General features: G+C 75.1%; 11 protein-coding genes and 1 pseudogene. All 12 read right to left on the reverse strand.

The features are described from left to right. Positions 1 to 39: 39 nt before the first annotated feature. Positions 40 to 1,131 (reverse strand): fatty acid desaturase family protein, encoded by a 1,092-nt coding sequence (locus LHJ74_RS26865; RefSeq protein ID WP_260220852.1) that lies wholly within the window; start codon positions 1,129 to 1,131, stop codon positions 40 to 42. Positions 1,132 to 1,423: 292 nt separating this feature from the next. Beyond that, positions 1,424 to 2,164 carry a VOC family protein gene (locus LHJ74_RS26870; protein WP_260220853.1) on the reverse strand — a complete coding sequence of 247 codons (741 nt, stop codon included), beginning with the start codon at positions 2,162 to 2,164 and terminating at the stop codon, positions 1,424 to 1,426. Positions 2,165 to 2,346: 182 nt separating this feature from the next. Further along, positions 2,347 to 4,182, reverse strand: coding sequence for an ABC transporter ATP-binding protein (locus LHJ74_RS26875; RefSeq protein ID WP_260220854.1), 1,836 nt, complete (start codon positions 4,180 to 4,182; stop codon positions 2,347 to 2,349). Continuing rightward, the gene (locus tag LHJ74_RS26880) at positions 4,179 to 5,963 is read right to left on the reverse strand and encodes an ABC transporter ATP-binding protein/permease (protein WP_260220855.1); all 1,785 of its coding nucleotides are present in this window, start codon (positions 5,961 to 5,963) and stop codon (positions 4,179 to 4,181) included. Before LHJ74_RS26880 ends, LHJ74_RS26875 begins: the two co-directional genes overlap by 4 nt. After that, on the reverse strand, positions 5,960 to 7,297 hold the full coding sequence (locus LHJ74_RS26885) for a nitroreductase family protein (RefSeq protein ID WP_260220856.1): 1,338 nt from the start codon (positions 7,295 to 7,297) through the stop codon (positions 5,960 to 5,962). Before LHJ74_RS26885 ends, LHJ74_RS26880 begins: the two co-directional genes overlap by 4 nt. A gap of 10 nt (positions 7,298 to 7,307) precedes the next feature. Continuing rightward, the gene (locus LHJ74_RS26890) at positions 7,308 to 8,690 is read right to left on the reverse strand and encodes a YcaO-like family protein (RefSeq protein WP_260220857.1); all 1,383 of its coding nucleotides are present in this window, start codon (positions 8,688 to 8,690) and stop codon (positions 7,308 to 7,310) included. Next, positions 8,687 to 10,318 (reverse strand): CocE/NonD family hydrolase, encoded by a 1,632-nt coding sequence (locus LHJ74_RS26895; RefSeq protein ID WP_260220858.1) that lies wholly within the window; start codon positions 10,316 to 10,318, stop codon positions 8,687 to 8,689. Before LHJ74_RS26895 ends, LHJ74_RS26890 begins: the two co-directional genes overlap by 4 nt. Next, a complete protein-coding gene (locus LHJ74_RS26900) occupies positions 10,315 to 11,229 on the reverse strand; it encodes a hypothetical protein (protein ID WP_260220859.1) in 915 nt (304 codons plus the stop codon). The genes LHJ74_RS26895 and LHJ74_RS26900 overlap by 4 nt, the downstream gene beginning before the upstream one ends. 82 nt (positions 11,230 to 11,311) lie before the next feature. After that, on the reverse strand, positions 11,312 to 11,431 hold the full coding sequence (gene amiA, locus LHJ74_RS26905; protein WP_260220860.1) for a streptamidine family RiPP: 120 nt from the start codon (positions 11,429 to 11,431) through the stop codon (positions 11,312 to 11,314). 59 nt (positions 11,432 to 11,490) lie between these two features. Next, positions 11,491 to 12,316, reverse strand: a pseudogene (locus LHJ74_RS26910) (ABC transporter ATP-binding protein). Between the two features lie 45 nt (positions 12,317 to 12,361). Next, positions 12,362 to 13,381, reverse strand: coding sequence for a FecCD family ABC transporter permease (locus tag LHJ74_RS26915; RefSeq protein ID WP_260220861.1), 1,020 nt, complete (start codon positions 13,379 to 13,381; stop codon positions 12,362 to 12,364). Next, on the reverse strand, positions 13,378 to 14,451 hold the full coding sequence (locus LHJ74_RS26920; RefSeq protein WP_375546847.1) for a FecCD family ABC transporter permease: 1,074 nt from the start codon (positions 14,449 to 14,451) through the stop codon (positions 13,378 to 13,380). Before LHJ74_RS26920 ends, LHJ74_RS26915 begins: the two co-directional genes overlap by 4 nt.

Here is a 14,451-nt window from a genome sequence, read left to right on the forward strand (position 1 = left end):
CCGGTCACCCAGCCCGCGGCACGGTCACGTGGAGAACGGTCAGGCCGCGACGCGGTCCGGCTCGCTGTCGCCCTCGCGGATCGGCGCACCCACCTCGTCGAGGTGCCGCAGCGCCTCGCGCCAGGACTCGATCAGCCCTGTCTCGTGGTACGGCACGTCGATCTCGGCGCAGTAGTCGCGCACGATCACCTGCGCCTGACCCAGGTGCGGGCTGGGCATGTTCGGGAAGAGGTGGTGCTCGATCTGGTAGTTGAGCCCGCCCATCGCGTTGTCGACGAACCATCCGCCGCGTACGTTGCGCGAGGTGAGCACCTGCTTGCGCAGGAAGTCGGGCCGGGCGTTGCCCTTCAGCATCGGCATGCCCTTGTGGTTCGGCGCGAAGATCGAACCGAGGTAGACGCCGAAGACCGCCTGGTGGAGGAAGAGGAAGGCGAAGGCCATGCCCACCGGCATCACCATGAAGAGCGCGGTCAGGTAGCCGGCGATGTGTGCGAGCAGCAGCCCGCCCTCCAGCAGCCGCTTCTTCATGTGCGGGGCACGCAGTGCGCGCACGCTGGAGATGTGGAGGTTGAAGCCCTCCAGGGTCAGCAGCGGGAAGAACAGCTTGGCCTGGTGCCGCCCCATGAAGCGCGGCAGGCCCTTGGACGCACGGGCCTGGTCCTGGGACCACACGAGGATGTCGGGCGAGACGTCCGGGTCCAGCTCCTCGTGGTTCGGGTTCGCGTGGTGGCGGGTGTGCTTGTTCATCCACCAGCCGTAGGACATCCCGATGCCGACGTTGCCGACGATCATGCCGCCGATCTCGCTGGGACGCCGCTTGCTGAACACCTGGCGGTGCGCGAGATCGTGCGCGACCAGCGCGCCCTGGCCGAAGACCAGACCGAGCAGCACCGCCACGCCCAGCTGCCACCAACTGTCGCCCAGGGCGAAGAACGCCGTCCAGGTGGCGACGAAGGCCAGCCCGATGAGGCTGAACCGAAGTGTGTAGTAGCCGGGGCGCCGCCTGAGCAGCCCGGCCTCGCTGATCCGCCGGGAGAGCCGGGCGAAGTCGCTGCCCTGTCCGTCGCGTGCCACTCCGGAGGGCGCGGCGGGCAGCGAGGGATCGGGCGGTGCCTCAATGCTTGTCGTCATGCCTTCAGCGTCGCCTGGAGGACCCCCGGTGCGACAGCCGCGCAGCACGTCTCTTCGCCCGGGGGTGCACTCCCCGGTGCAAGGGGGTGCTGGCTACACCCCCTTGATTTCCCAAGGGATCAGCCCCCGGCGCGAGGCCGTGCAGACCGTCCCGTGCCGAAAGCGTCAACTGCCACGGTCCCGGAGCTATTCCGGAAACGCGGGAAGCTTTTCGTGTGATCTGTAGCGCGCACGCAATTCGGTCATCGTCCGGTTGCCCGGGTGAGGTGAGTGCGCCGGGCCGCGGGCGGGACTACTCCAACGGTGTGGCTACGGTGAAGAGTCCGCCGTCGGGGTCCCGCAGACCGGCCGACCGCCCGCCGAGGCCGTTGGAGGGTTCCTCGGTGACCGTACCGCCCGCCTTGACGGCGGCGCGCACCGCCGCCTCCACATCGTCCACCGTGAAGCAGACATGCCAGCGCGGCCGGATCTTCGGGTCGGGGGCCGACTCGACACCGCCGCCGCGCAGCGTCGCCACGGTGTGCTGGCCGACTCGTACGACGACGGCTCCGTGCTGGTAGTCGACGTCGCAGTGGTCCGGCCGGTTCGCGGCCCACTCGAAGACCTCGCCGTAGAAGATCGCCGCGGCGAAGGCGTCGCGGGTGCGCAGCTCGAGCTGGGCGGGAGGCGGGCTGTCCTCCGCACGCCATCCGTGGCGCACCTGACCCTGCCAGAAGCCGAAGGTCGCCCCGGCAGGGTCGGCCGCCAGGGCCACGCGGCCGTTCCCGAGCCGCATCGGCCCGATCGCCATCGTGGCGCCCCGCTCCCAGATGCGGGCCGCGACCGGATCCGCGCCGTCGACATAGAAGTAGGGCGTCCAGGCCACCGCGACGCCGATCGTCGGCGTCACCGCCGCCACCCCGGCGACGGTCTCCCCGTCGGCCATGGCGACGGAGAACTCCTCGCCGAGCGACTCGTCGGGACGGAAGGTCCAGCCGAGCACCGTCGAGTAGAACTCCTGGGCGGGCGCGAGCTCCCGTGTCGCCAGACTCACCCAGCACGGAGCCCCGTACACCGGCCGATTCTCGGACACCTGTGCTCGCCTCGCTTCCCTGCTGGTGGGCCCCGGCCGCTGCGCGGGGCCCGCCCCCCGCTCACTCTGCCACTCACCGGGACCACCCGCAGCCCGGCGCCCGGAGCCCGGCGCGTCGCACCTCCGCGCGCCGTGCCCGCGGGTCAGGGGCGCCGTTCCGCCGCGAGCACCCTGCTCAGCGCGCCGTCACGGGCGAGCAGCTCCGACCAGGTCCCCTCCTCCGCGATCCGTCCCCCTTCCAGTACCGCGATACGACCGGCCCGCCGGATCGTCGCCTGCCGGTGCGCGATCACCACGGTTGCCCGTTCCGCCGCCGAACGGGCGAGGGCGGCCGCCAGCTCCGCGTCGCTCGCGGTGTCCAACTGCGCCGTCGTCTCGTCGAGGACCAGCACCCGCGGCCGTGCCAGCAGCGCGCGGGCCAGGGCGACGCGAGCGCGCTGACCGCCGGAGAGGGTGGCGCCGCGTTCACCCACCAAGGTCTCCAGGCCCTCGGGCAGCGCCTCGGCGATACGGTCCACGCCGCACGTACGGGCCACTTCGGCGACCTGCGCGGCGTCCGCTCCGGGCGCGGCGAGGCGCAGGTTCTCGGCGAGGGTTCCGTGGAAGAGGGGGGCGTCCTGCCCGACGACGGCGACGGCCGCCCGCAGCTCGGGGTCCGCCAGCTCCCGCAGGCCGACGGGTGCCGCGTCCGGCGGCAGCAGCTCCACGGCGCCGTCGGCTGGGTCCCAGAACCGGGCCAGCAGATGCGCGCATGTCGACTTGCCCGCACCGGAGGCCCCGACCAGGGCGACGGTCTCCCCGGCGGACACGGTCAGGTCCACCCCGTTCAGCACGCCGCTGTTCGGTACGCGCCCGCCCCGCACACCTTGGTCCAGCCCGGCGGCGCCGTGTGCGGCGCCGTAGCCGAAACGTACCGCCCGCAGCCGCACCCCCAGCGGCCCCGGCGGCAACGGCCTCGGCGCGACGGGCACCGGGGCACTCGCGGGCGCGGACATCCCCGCGTCCACCCGCGCCGCCGCCGCCCGCAGCCCGGACGCCCTGCTCGCGGCGGCCGCCGCCTCCGCCACCGGAGCCAGCACGCCCAGCGCCAGCGCCATCGCGGCCGGCGCCCACGCGCCGCTCAGCCCTCCGGCGGCGACGGACCGTCCGGCCAGCGCGACCACGCCCAGCACGGCCGCGACCACCAGCAGGTCCCGTACGGCCGCGCCCGCCGCCTCCCGCGACACCTCGGCGCGTTGTGCGTCCCCCAGCGCACGGCCGCGGTCGGCCAGCAGTTCCCGGCGCTTGGCCAGCGCGCCGAACGCCAGCAGCTCCCGCAGCCCGTCCACCGTCTCCACCGTCTCGGCCGACAGGGCCGCCGACTCCCGGCGGGCGAGGGCACCGCGCGCCGCCTGCCCCGGGCCCTCCAGCACCGGGATCAGCACCAGCAGCACCGCCGCGGGCAGCACCACGGCAAGCAGTTCCGGCTGCGCGACGGCCAGCACGGCGGTGCCCGCGCCGAACACCGTGCCCGAGGCGAGGAACTGGGCGAGCGTGTGCGCGTAGAAGAACTCCAGCGCCTCCACATCGCCCATCGCGGTCGCCGCGAGATCACCGCTGCGCCGCCCCGCGACGCGGGCCGGGGCGCTGCGGGCCAGCCCGTCGAACACCCGCACCCGCAGCGCCGCCAGCACGCCGTACGCAAGATCGTGCGACAGATCCATCTCGCGCCAGGTGGAGAGCGCGCGCAGCAGCACCAGCCCGGCCAGCAGCGCCACCGTCCAGGGGCCGGGGGCCCGCTGGTCCCACACGGCGGCACCGACGGTGTGCGCGGCCAGGGTCACCAGCACCACCAGGGCCGCCTGGTCGACGAGGGCCGCCGCACAGGTGCGGATCACCTTGGCGCGCTGCCCCGCCAGTGCGGGCAGCAGCGCACGCAGCGCGCCGGGGGGCGGCGCCTCCGGGTGCGGCGCGTCCGGGTGCGCGCGGCTTGTGATCATGCGACGAGTTCTCCCTCTCCGGTGTGTCCCGCCGCGACCAGCGCGGCATAGGTACCGCCGCTCCGCAGCAGTTCGTCATGGGTGCCGACGGCCTCCACCCGCCCCGCGTCCAGGACGACGATGCGGTCGGCGTGCCGGACGGCGTCCAGCCGGTGCGCGACCACCAGACAGGTTCGGCCGTGCGCGGCGTCCAGCAGTTCGCGGGTGATACGGGCCTCCCGCCGCTCGTCGACGGCGCTGGTCGCCTCGTCCAGCACGAGCACCGGCGCGTCCGAGAGCAGCGCGCGGGCCAGAGCGAGGCGCTGCCGCTGCCCGCCCGAGAGGGTGGCGCCGCGCTCGCCCAGCACGGTGGCGTACCCGTCGGGCAGCGCGGCGATCTCGTCGTGGACACCGGCGGCACGGGCGGCGCGGACCAGTTCGCCGTCGTCGGCATCCGGCCGTGCCAGCCGCAGGTTCTCCGCGACGGTTGCGTGGAAGAGGGAGACCTCCTGGGAGACGACGGCGATCCCCGCCCGCAGCGCGGCGAGCGTGTACGCGGCGACCTCCGCGCCGGCCACCGTCACCTGTCCACGCCCCGGCTCGCACCGCCGGGTCAGCAGGGCCAGCAGCGTGGACTTGCCCGCGCCCGAGGGGCCGACGATCGCCGTCGTACGCCCGGCCTCGGCGGTGAAGCTGACGCCTTCCAGGGCCAGCGCCCCATGGCTGCTGTCGTGCCCCCTGTCGGGGCCGGTGTCGCGGCCGCCGCCGCGGCCGTAGCCGAAATCGACGCCCTCGAAGCGGATGGCGGGCGCGGTCCGCGACAGGGCCGGCCGACTGCCGGTGTCCCGTACGGCGGGCTCGGCGCGCAGCAGAGCGCCGATGCCGTCTGCGGCGGACACGCCGAGATAGCCCGCGTGCCACTCCCGGGCCAGGTCACGTACCGGCCGGAAGCACTCGGAGGCGAGCAGCAGCAGAAGATACGTCCCGGTGGCCTCCGTACGCCCGGAGGTGGCCGAGGCACACGCCAGCAGTGCCGCCGCCACCGTCCCGCCCTGTACCGCGAGGTCGGTGAGCCCGGTGTCGACGAGCGAGATCCGCAGCTTGGCGACGGTGGCCCGGTGCAGCGCGGCGGACCGGCGCTCCAGCCGCTCCCGTGTCCGGGGCACGGCCCCGGCGGCGCGCAGCGTGGGCATGCCCTGGAGCGCCTCCAGATAGTCCGCGCCGAGACCCTCGTAGGTGTCCCAGTGCTCCCGGCCCCGGCGCTCCAGCAGCCGGTCCCAGCAGCGCGGCCCCAGCAGGGCGAGCAGCAGCGCGGGCACCAGCCCCAGCAGGGCGTACGGCTCGGTCAGCGCGACCGCCACGAGCAGCAGCGGGGGCAGGGCGCAGGTGAGTACCAACTGCGGGAGATAGCGCGACACATAGGCGTCCACTCCCTCCACCCCGTCCACCAGCGTTGCCCGTACGGCTCCGGCGCGGGCCGACGTCAGATGCGCGTCACCGAGCCGCCCGAGCTGCACCAGCAGCCGGTCCCGCAGCCGTACCCGGACCAGGGCGCCCGCCCGCTGCGCCGCACGGCGCTGCCACCAGCCGAGCCGGGCGCGCAGCAGCACCACCGCCAGCACACCGCCCAGCAGGGGCGGCAGTTCGCCGTTCGCTCCGCGCGCGATCGCCGACAGGGACAGCGCCAGCAGAGCCGCCTGCACCAGCCAGGTGGCCGCCACGCCCGTCAGCAGCGCGGTGGCGATGATCAGCGGGCGGCGTGCGTCGCGCGCGGCCCGCAGGAGTTCCGGATGCAGCATCATGTCTCTTCGCCCTTCCGCGTGCCCAGGGCCAGCCCGTGGACGATCCAGTCGCGTCCGTGTGGTCCGCCGGTCGCCGCTCCGAGGTCCGCGAGCTGCCAGGAGCCCACGGGGCGGGACCGCAGCCCGAGTCCGGCCGCCACCACCTGTGCGGTGCCGACGGCGGCACCGGCGTCGAGATGGGCCGCCCGTACGTCGCGGGGCGCGGCGTCGGCGGGGCAGCCGTAGCCCAGCAGTACGGCGCCGGAACCGGCGAGCCAGCCCTGTCCGGCGGCCCAGACGGCGAGGGTGGGGCGGGCGTCTCCGGCGGCGAGCCGGTGCAAGCCGGTGCTGGGGGTGCCGGGGTCGCTCGGCTCACCGTCTCCCGGCGAGCCCGGCGGGAGGGCCAGCAGACCCGGCTCCGCGCCGCCCACCGCCACGCACCAGGACAGCACGGCCCGGCCGACGGCGGACGCCGACGCCAGCACCTCATGCAGCCGCTCCGCCGGGGGAGTTCCCGGAATCGGGGGAGCGGCACTGCGCCGTCCCAGCAGCAGCCGCTCGGCCGGTGCGGCACCAGGCCAGGGCGGCTGCCGCCAGCCGGGGTGTGCGGAGGCGGCCCTGCCCAGCGCGCACAGTACGGAGCCGGCAGTCATGCTGCCCCGGCCGGGGCAGCAGGCGGGCGGGGCGGGATCCTGTGCCCAGCCGCTCAGTGGCTGTCCGTACGGTGCGGGGGCGTCGGCGGGCGTGAGCAGCACTGCGGCCAGCGGCAGTTCACCGGTGGCGAGTCCGCCGCCGACGGCGGACTCGAGCAGTGCGGAGTCCGCGTCGAAACAGACCCGGCCCTCCGCACCCGTCGCACGCGCGGCAAGGCACAGCGCGGCCGCCGCGTGCCCCACGTCCAGCAGCAGCAGCGGCCAGGCGCGGTGACCGTAATGCGCGGCGGTGCGGCGGGGGTTGACGGCGAGGACGACGGAGACCCCGGCGGGCGGGCCGGTCGGTGCGGGGCGGTGCGCGCGCAGGCGGTGGGTGCGCGGATCGTACGCGTAACCACCGGGCGGCAGCGGCCCGTCGCGGCCGATGAGCAGGTATGCGGTGACGGGGGAGAGCGCACCGGCCGAGGGTGCCGGGCGCAGCCTGTCACCTGGGGGCCGCGCCCGCAGGGAGAGGGTGAGTATCCGTCCCAACGCGAGGCCGCCATGCCCGTATTCGGGGCAGGCGTGGCCCGCCGACCGGACGGAGCGGGGCGCGCGGGGACGTGGGGCTGCCGCGACCACGGGACTCGCGGCGGGTGTCTCGTCCGACCGGGCCCACGCCAACGCCGCGCGCACCAGGTCTGCTTCGTGAGAAGCGGTCATCGTGCCGCCCTCACATGTGCGGGGGCGGGGCCAGCGTGAAGCCGCCCGGCCCGTCGGGTGCGGGGCGGCCCAGCCGGGCCGCGGTCTCGGCGAAGCGCGGGCAGCCGAAGTAGCCGAAGGCGACGGGGGCGTTGGGTATCAGTTGGGAGACCAGCACCCGCGCCACCCGCAGCGGCGTCTCGGCGACGTCCTCCGTGGTCAGGTCGAAGCTCAGCACCCGGTGCCCGCCCTCGCGCAGTCCTGAATCCAGCCGCGCCCGGCTGCCCGGCTCCACCTCGGTGATGTCGGCGAGCCCCTGGGCGGGTGCGGTGAACCGGCGGCTCAGCGGTGCCATTCGGGGGTCGAGCCACACCTGCACATGGGCGCCCAGATCGCGTACGGCCGCGAAGTCCTCACCGCAGTCGTCCAGATAGCGGCCGTCGGGGCGGTGCTCCAGATACAGGCCGCGTGCGAGCAGCCCGGCCTCGACCGCCTGGAAGACCCAGCCGTCCGCTTCGGTGACGCCCTGGGTGAACACCCAGGTGTGCACGGCCTCCAGCACCGCCTTGCGGGCCGCTTCGGCCGGGTCGAAGCGGCAGGCGAACCCGGCGGCACGGATGCCCCGTTCAGGATCGTGCACCAGGGCGGCCATGCAGGGCGCGAACTGCGAGGGCATCTCGACGATCCACACCCGCAGCCCCGAGCCCGCCAGATCGGCGGTCAGGCCGGGGACGCTGTCGGGTCGGATGCCGCGCGCGGGCACGTCCAGATGCCACCACTGTTCCAGCGCGTCACGCTCGACGACCTCCAGCAGACCCCGCTCCACCGCGTCGTCCAGACCCTGACCGGTGGCGATCCCCGCGTAGTTGAGATGGTGCGTGCGCGGCAGCGAACGCAGTTCGCCCTGGCGCCAGTTGAGATGTGTCAGTGCGACGGGTGCCCAGCATTCCCGAGTACCGCCGCCGGGCAGGCGCTCCGTGCCCCTGGTCCACAGTGCGGGGGTGGTGCCGGTGAGGGGCTGGTAGGGGAAGCGGTCGCGGGCGTACTGCCAGTCGGCGTAGCGCGGCAGCGCGTCGGGACCGTACAACCGGTGCCCGTCGGCGGCCAGTTCGGCTGCGGTGGCCCGCCGGGGTTCGTCCGGGTGGCCCGGGGGCGGGACGCGGTTGCCGCAGTAGCGTTCGACGGCCTCGGCGACGGCGGCCGTGCGGGCGCCCGCCGGGTCACCGAAGGTGGTGCCGAGGGAGACCCGGTCCGCGGGCCAGGCGCCGAGCCGCCGGGCGTCGGAGACCTCGGCGGTCAGCGCCGTGTAGCGGGGTGGCGCGCCCGGCGGGCGGGTGACGGGCTCGACCTTGCGCACGATGCCGCACACGGGGTCGATCAGTGCCTCGAGCGACAGCAGGGGCGGGCGGTTCACCGGAGTATCTCCTGTACGGGATCGAGGGGTTCGGTCTCGGGCGGGCGGCTGGGCGGCGATCCGGGCGACGGGTTGGGCGACGGGTTGGGCGACGGTCCGGGCGCGAGCACGGGCAGCAGCAGCGCGCTGCCCGCCGGGTGCACCGTGCGCCGTGAGCACCGCAGGTCCGTTGCCGTGACGGGATCGGCACCGGTGTGCGGCTGACGGGCGTGGGCCGGGAAGTGATGGCCCGCGAGCTCCAGCCGCAGCCTCGCTCCGGCCGGGATGCGGCGGGCGAGCGGACCGATGCGCAGTCGGTGCCCGGCTGCGCGTCCCGGCTCGCCCCGGGTGCGGAGGGCGCAGACGCCGAGCGCTTCGGCGTCGCCGCTGCCGGTGAGGAGGACCAGCCGTGCCACCCAGTCGGCGTGAGCGGTGCCGGCGGCGGCCCGCAGCCGGATCTCGGCGGTGCCGAACAGGTCCATCGGCTCCGGGAGCGGGCCGGTCGCCAGCACGCAGCGGTCGGGTTCGCCCATTCGGGGGATGGTGAGGCTGTCGGAGGCCGCCGGGCGGGAGGGGTCCGCGGTGAACTCGGCCCCGTGCAGCAGCCGGAGCCCGTCTGCGGCGCCGAACTCCAGACGGACGCCCGGGGGGTCGAGCCGTGCGGCAGGCAGCCATGCGGGGCTGCCGCCGAGGGCGACCGCTCCGGTGCGGCCGGGGGCGAGCCGCCCGGCGAGGGCCGCACGCGCCCAGCGGACGTACAACTCGCCGAGCCCGCCCCGGAGTCGGTGCTGGGGCTGTGCGTCGGGCCCGGGGTCGCTGGTCAGGCCGTGTCCCCACGGGCCCAGCAGCAGACGGGCGTTGGTCCCGCCCCAGCGCCGCCACAGCCGCAGGGTGTCGTCCGCGAAGGCGTCATGACTGCCGCCGACGGCGAGCAGCGGCATCCGTGCGGTGGGCGCCCGGTCGGGCAGTCGGCCGTGTCCGTGGTCGCGCCAGAGACCAGACCAGGAGGGGAGGTCGCGGCCCAAGCGGCGGGGCAGGCCGGCGAGCGGCAGGTGCTCGAGCAGCAGCGGATCCGCGGCGAGGGCCGTACGCAGCGCCTCCTCGTCGGAGTCGGAGCGGTCTCCGTGCGCGGCCCACCAGCCCGCGCGGGAGTACAGGCGCTCCGGGCCGCCGGGTTCGCGCGCCGTCTCCGCGAGGCCCAGGGCGGGCACGGCGGCGATCACGGCGTCGGGGAGCCCGTCGTCCTCCTCGGTGCCGGTGCCGGTGCCGGTGCCGGTGCCGACGGCGAGCGTGGGAGCGAGCGCGCAGTGCGCGGCGTACGAGGCGCCCACGGCGACCACCGTGCCGTCGTTCCATGGCTGTCGCCGCACCCAGCGCGCGGCGGCGGCGCCGTCGGCGGCCTCGTTCCGGTAGGGATGCCAGCTGCCCGCCGAGCCGTGTCTGCCCCGTACGTCCTGGGCGGCGGCGGCGAATCCACGGTCCGCCCAGGCGCGCAGTTCGGCCAGGTGGGCGCGGCGGTCGTAGGGCGTCCGCAGGAGGACGGCAGGGAAGGGGCCGGAGCCGTGCGCCCCCGCGGGCAGGCAGATGTCGGTGGCCAGCAGGCAGCCGTCGGACGCCGCCACGGCCGCCGTACGCGGGGCCGCCGTCACTGCCCGGCCCGCTGCCCGGCGGGTACGGGGTGGCGCGGAGGCGGCAGCGGCGCCACGTCCGGTACGGGAAGGACGGGGTGCTCGCTGACGGTGAGATCCCGCAGGTCGATACGGCGCAGCCGCCGGTGCGCGGGCAGGCCGTGATCCGGTTGCGTGCTGCCGGTGGCCCAGTCGGTGAGGTCGGCACAGAGCAGGGCGGCGACAAGCGCCGCACCCGTGGTGGACAGCTGCGCCGGGGCACCGGCGGTGCGCGCGCCGCTCCAGTAGGCGGCCAGTTCCCGGTGTGCCGGGGTGGCGGCGAGCCGACGGGCGCGGACATGCGCGGAGGTGACGTCGCCGGGTCCCGCCGCGGGTGGTTCGGCCCACATCTGCCAGCCCTCCCGGTGGCAGCGGAGCCAGCAGACGCCGAGGGACGGCAGGTGGTCGGCGCCGTCCCAGAGTCCGTCGGAGACCGGCTCGTCGAGGCACCAGACCACGGCTGCGGGGGAGTCCGGGCCGCTGGTGCTGCGCCGCTCGCCGGGGGACGGCTGCCGGCCGAGGAAGGCCGCGAGCCGATCGGGCGCGACCTGGCGCGGTACGGCACCCAACGGCTCCAGATGTGCCGTGAGCGGTGCGGTCAGCGCGGGTGCGCCGAGCAGCCAGACGTCGCGACGGGCCGAGGGCCAGCGGGGTTCCGCCGCCTCGGCGCGCAGATATCCGGCCTCGTGGAACGCCTCGATGATCTGGTCCAGTGCTGCGTCGCCCGAGCGTTGCCCCGCGCCTGCGGTGAGGCGTGCCAGCAGGGCGTCCTGGCTGACGCCGCCGGTCCCGACGCGCAGGAACTCGCCGTCGGCGGTGCGGAGGGCCAGACCGCCGCCTTCTCCCGGCACGGTGACGACCTCGATGCCCGGAGCGAGCTGACTGCGGGACACGAATGCTCCTGTCGGGTTGGGGAAAGAGCGGCGGCGGGGAGGACGGGCCCGCCCGCGGCTGCGGGCGGGCCCTGGAGGGCAGTTACTCCTCGCCGTCGTCGAACGGGTTCTCGACGAGGGCGTTGGAGTGGGAGGCCGAGTCGTGGGCCAGCTGGCCCGGGTCGGCGATCGGGGTGAACACCTTGTCCTGCTCAAGCTCCATGGGAGGAACCTTCCTTGGATCGGGCGATGCGACATCCGTTCGGATGTCGCACGTTCATATTAATGAAAATGATTGTCATTTTTCAATAGGCAGGGGGTGGTCGGGATAGCAGACGGGCCAGCCGCCTTCCGGGTCCCGCCCCACCCGCCCGGCCACATCCAGCGCGCCGGCCAGCAGTTCCGGCGTGACCACGGTCTGCGGAGGGCCGTCCGCGACCACCCGCCCGTCGCGCAACGCGATCAGCCGCTCGGCGAAACGGGCCGCGTGCGCGAGATCGTGCAGGACCATCACCACGGTCAGACCGCGCTCCTCGCGCAGCCGCACCACCGTCTGCAGCACATCCAGCTGATGCCGCAGATCGAGATAGGTGGTCGGCTCGTCCAGCAGCAGCACCCGGGTGTCCTGCGCGAGGGCCATCGCCAGCCGCACGCGCTGCCGCTCACCGCCGGACAGCGCGTCGACCGGCCGGTCCGCCCAGTCCTCGACACCGACGTCGCGCAGTGCCCGGCGGCTGACCGCGTCGTCCCCCTCGCGCAGCATGCCCAGCGGGCCGCGTGCGGCATACCGCCCCTGGCGTACGAGTTGACGCACCGTCATCCCCGGCACCTGGGGTGCCGCCTGGTGCAGCAGCGCGACTCTTCGGGCCGCCTCCCGGCGGCTCAGCTCCGCGACGTCCCGGCCGCCGACCAGCACGCGCCCGCCCTCCGGGCGCAGCAGGCCGGCGAACAACCGCAGCAGCGTGGACTTGCCGCATCCGTTCAGGCCGATCATGGCGACCAACTGCGCGGGCTCGATCCGCAGATCCACCCCGCGCAGCACGGGCCGCCCCGGGTAGCCGAAGGAGACGCCCTCCGCGGTGATACCCAGAGGTTCGGGCTCGCTCATGTCACTTCTCTCCGTTGTCCGGGTTTCTCTCCGTCGCCCTGCGCTTCAGTGCGTCTCGCCAGGCCGCCGCCGCACCACCAGGAGCAGCAGTGCCGCACCGACGCAGGTGGTGAGCGCGCCCACCGGCAGGGTCAGCCGGTCCGAGTCGAGCAGGTCCGCGAGCGCCCTGGAGAGAAGCTGCGCGGCGGCGTCCGCGCCGCACACCACCACCGCCCCGGTCAGCGCGGCACCCGGTAGCGCCACCCGCAGATCGGCTCCGAAGACGGCGAGCGCCAGATGCGGCACCAGCAGTCCGACGAACCCCAGCGCCCCGACCGCCGACACCGCGCCCGCCGTCAGGGCGACGGAGCACACAAGCGCGGCGCCGCGCGCCGGTCCCGGCGCCAGACCCGCGGCGCTCGCCTGTTCGTCGCCGCAGCGCAGCAGTGTGAGCGGGCCCGCCAGCAGACCGGCGAGCACGATCCACAGCAGTGTCCACGGCCACAGGAAGTGCCAGTGCTCCCAGACCCGGCCCTCGGTGGTGCCGATCAGCCACTGCACCACGCTGCCCAGCTGGCCCGGAGCGGCCGTCAGCATCATTGCCGTGAGCCCGCCCAGCACCGCCGAGACCAGCACTCCGTACACGGCGGTCGTCGCCGCGTCCCCGCGCGAGAGGCCCGCGAGGAGCCACAGCAGCCCCGCACCGGCGAAGCCGCCGAGGCAGGCCGCCGTGGTGACCGCCGCCGGGGATTCCCAGCCCGCCAGGCCCAGTCCGCTCGCGGTCACCGCACCGAGCACCGCACCGGGCGTGACGCCGGTGACCTCCGGCCCGGCCAGCGGATTGCGCAGCGCGAACTGGAGGACCAGTCCGGCCACGCCCAGCGCGGCGCCCGCCCCGAGCGCCACCAGCAGCCGGGGGAGCCGCAGTTGAAGCACCAGGTGCCGCTCCACCGTCCCGCCGCCGCCGGTCAGGACCTCCCATACGCCGGACGGTGACAGCGCCGGTCCGGCCAGCAGGTCGGCAACGGCGCAGAGCAGAGCGAGCAGCGCGAGGAGAACGAGGCGCATGCCCGTACGCGGCTTCATGGCTTCACCGTTCGCACCGGGGCGTCTGTCCCCTTCGTCGGGCCGCCGTCGCTGGGGTCATGGCGACGACGGGCGCGCAGCAGCACCACGCCCGCGGGCACGCCCAGCAGCGCGGTCCACGCGCCGACGGGTGTCTCCGTCGGGGCCAGGGCCAGCCGGGCGGGAAGGTCGGCGACGGCGACGGTGAGCGCACCCCAGGCCGCCGCCCAGGGCAGTCGGCGCACCGCGTCCGCGTACGGCAGCAGACGATGGGCGAGTTGGGGCGCGAGGAAGCCGACCCAGGCCACCGGGCCGCAGACCGCGATCACCGGCGCGATCAGCACGATGGCCACCGCCAGCGCGGCGAAGCGCGCGTGGTGCACGCGCACGCCCAGCGCCTGCGCGTCGTCGTCACCGAGCCGCAGCACCGCCAGCACGGGCGCGCACAGCACCAGCGCCGGCAGGGAGATCAGCAGCCAGGGCCACAGCCTGGTCACCTCGTCCCAGGTGCGCGCGGAGAGCGAACCCAGCAGATAGCGGTAGATGATCTGAAGATCCAGCTGATCCGCCATCACCATGAGGACGAGCAGGGCGGCTTGCAGCGCCGCCGCCACCGCCGCTCCGGTGAGCAGGACCGCGGACGGACTGCGGCCGAATCCGGCCGCCAGCAGGGTCAGTACGCCGCCCAGCGCGGCTCCGCCGAGCGCGAGCAGCGGCTCGACCGCCGCCGGAACGGAGACGGCGAGCACGAGCGGCGCGGCGACCCCGAGCGCCGCGCCGGAGGAGACGCCGAGCATCTCGGGCACCGCCAGCGGGTTACGCAGCGCCTCCTGGAGTACGAGCCCCGCGGCGCCCAGACTGGCACCGGCCAGCAGCGCGAGGGTCAGCCTGGGGAGCCGCAGTTCGGTGACGACGACTCCGGCCAGCCCCTCGTCCCCGCCGGTCAGTGCGGCGGGCAGCTCGGAGAGCGGCACCACCGGGGTGCCCAGGGTCAGAGCACACAGCGCGGTGGCGGTCAGCAGGGCGGTGAACACCAGGAGTTGGCGGACGGCGGTCGGGCGCCGGAGCCGGGCACCCGGTCGGCCGGTCAT

Origin of the sequence: Streptomyces gossypii, assembly GCF_025165795.1 — a bacterium.
In the GTDB taxonomy this organism is placed as follows: Bacteria; Actinomycetota; Actinomycetes; order Streptomycetales; family Streptomycetaceae; genus Streptomyces; species Streptomyces gossypii.

What these genes read in the sequence shown, in the direction of transcription:
- LHJ74_RS26880 (WP_260220855.1), bottom strand. Translation starts at nt 5,963, where the DNA reads ATGATGCTGCATCCGGAACTCCTGCGGGCCGCGCGCGACGCACGCCGC.
- LHJ74_RS26875 (WP_260220854.1), bottom strand. Translation starts at nt 4,182, where the DNA reads ATGATCACAAGCCGCGCGCACCCGGACGCGCCGCACCCGGAGGCGCCG.
- LHJ74_RS26915 (WP_260220861.1), bottom strand. Translation starts at nt 13,381, where the DNA reads ATGAAGCCGCGTACGGGCATGCGCCTCGTTCTCCTCGCGCTGCTCGCT.
- amiA (WP_260220860.1), bottom strand. Translation starts at nt 11,431, where the DNA reads ATGGAGCTTGAGCAGGACAAGGTGTTCACCCCGATCGCCGACCCGGGC.
- LHJ74_RS26920 (WP_375546847.1), bottom strand. Translation starts at nt 14,451, where the DNA reads ATGACCGGCCGACCGGGTGCCCGGCTCCGGCGCCCGACCGCCGTCCGC.
- LHJ74_RS26885 (WP_260220856.1), bottom strand. Translation starts at nt 7,297, where the DNA reads ATGACCGCTTCTCACGAAGCAGACCTGGTGCGCGCGGCGTTGGCGTGG.
- LHJ74_RS26865 (WP_260220852.1), bottom strand. Translation starts at nt 1,131, where the DNA reads ATGACGACAAGCATTGAGGCACCGCCCGATCCCTCGCTGCCCGCCGCG.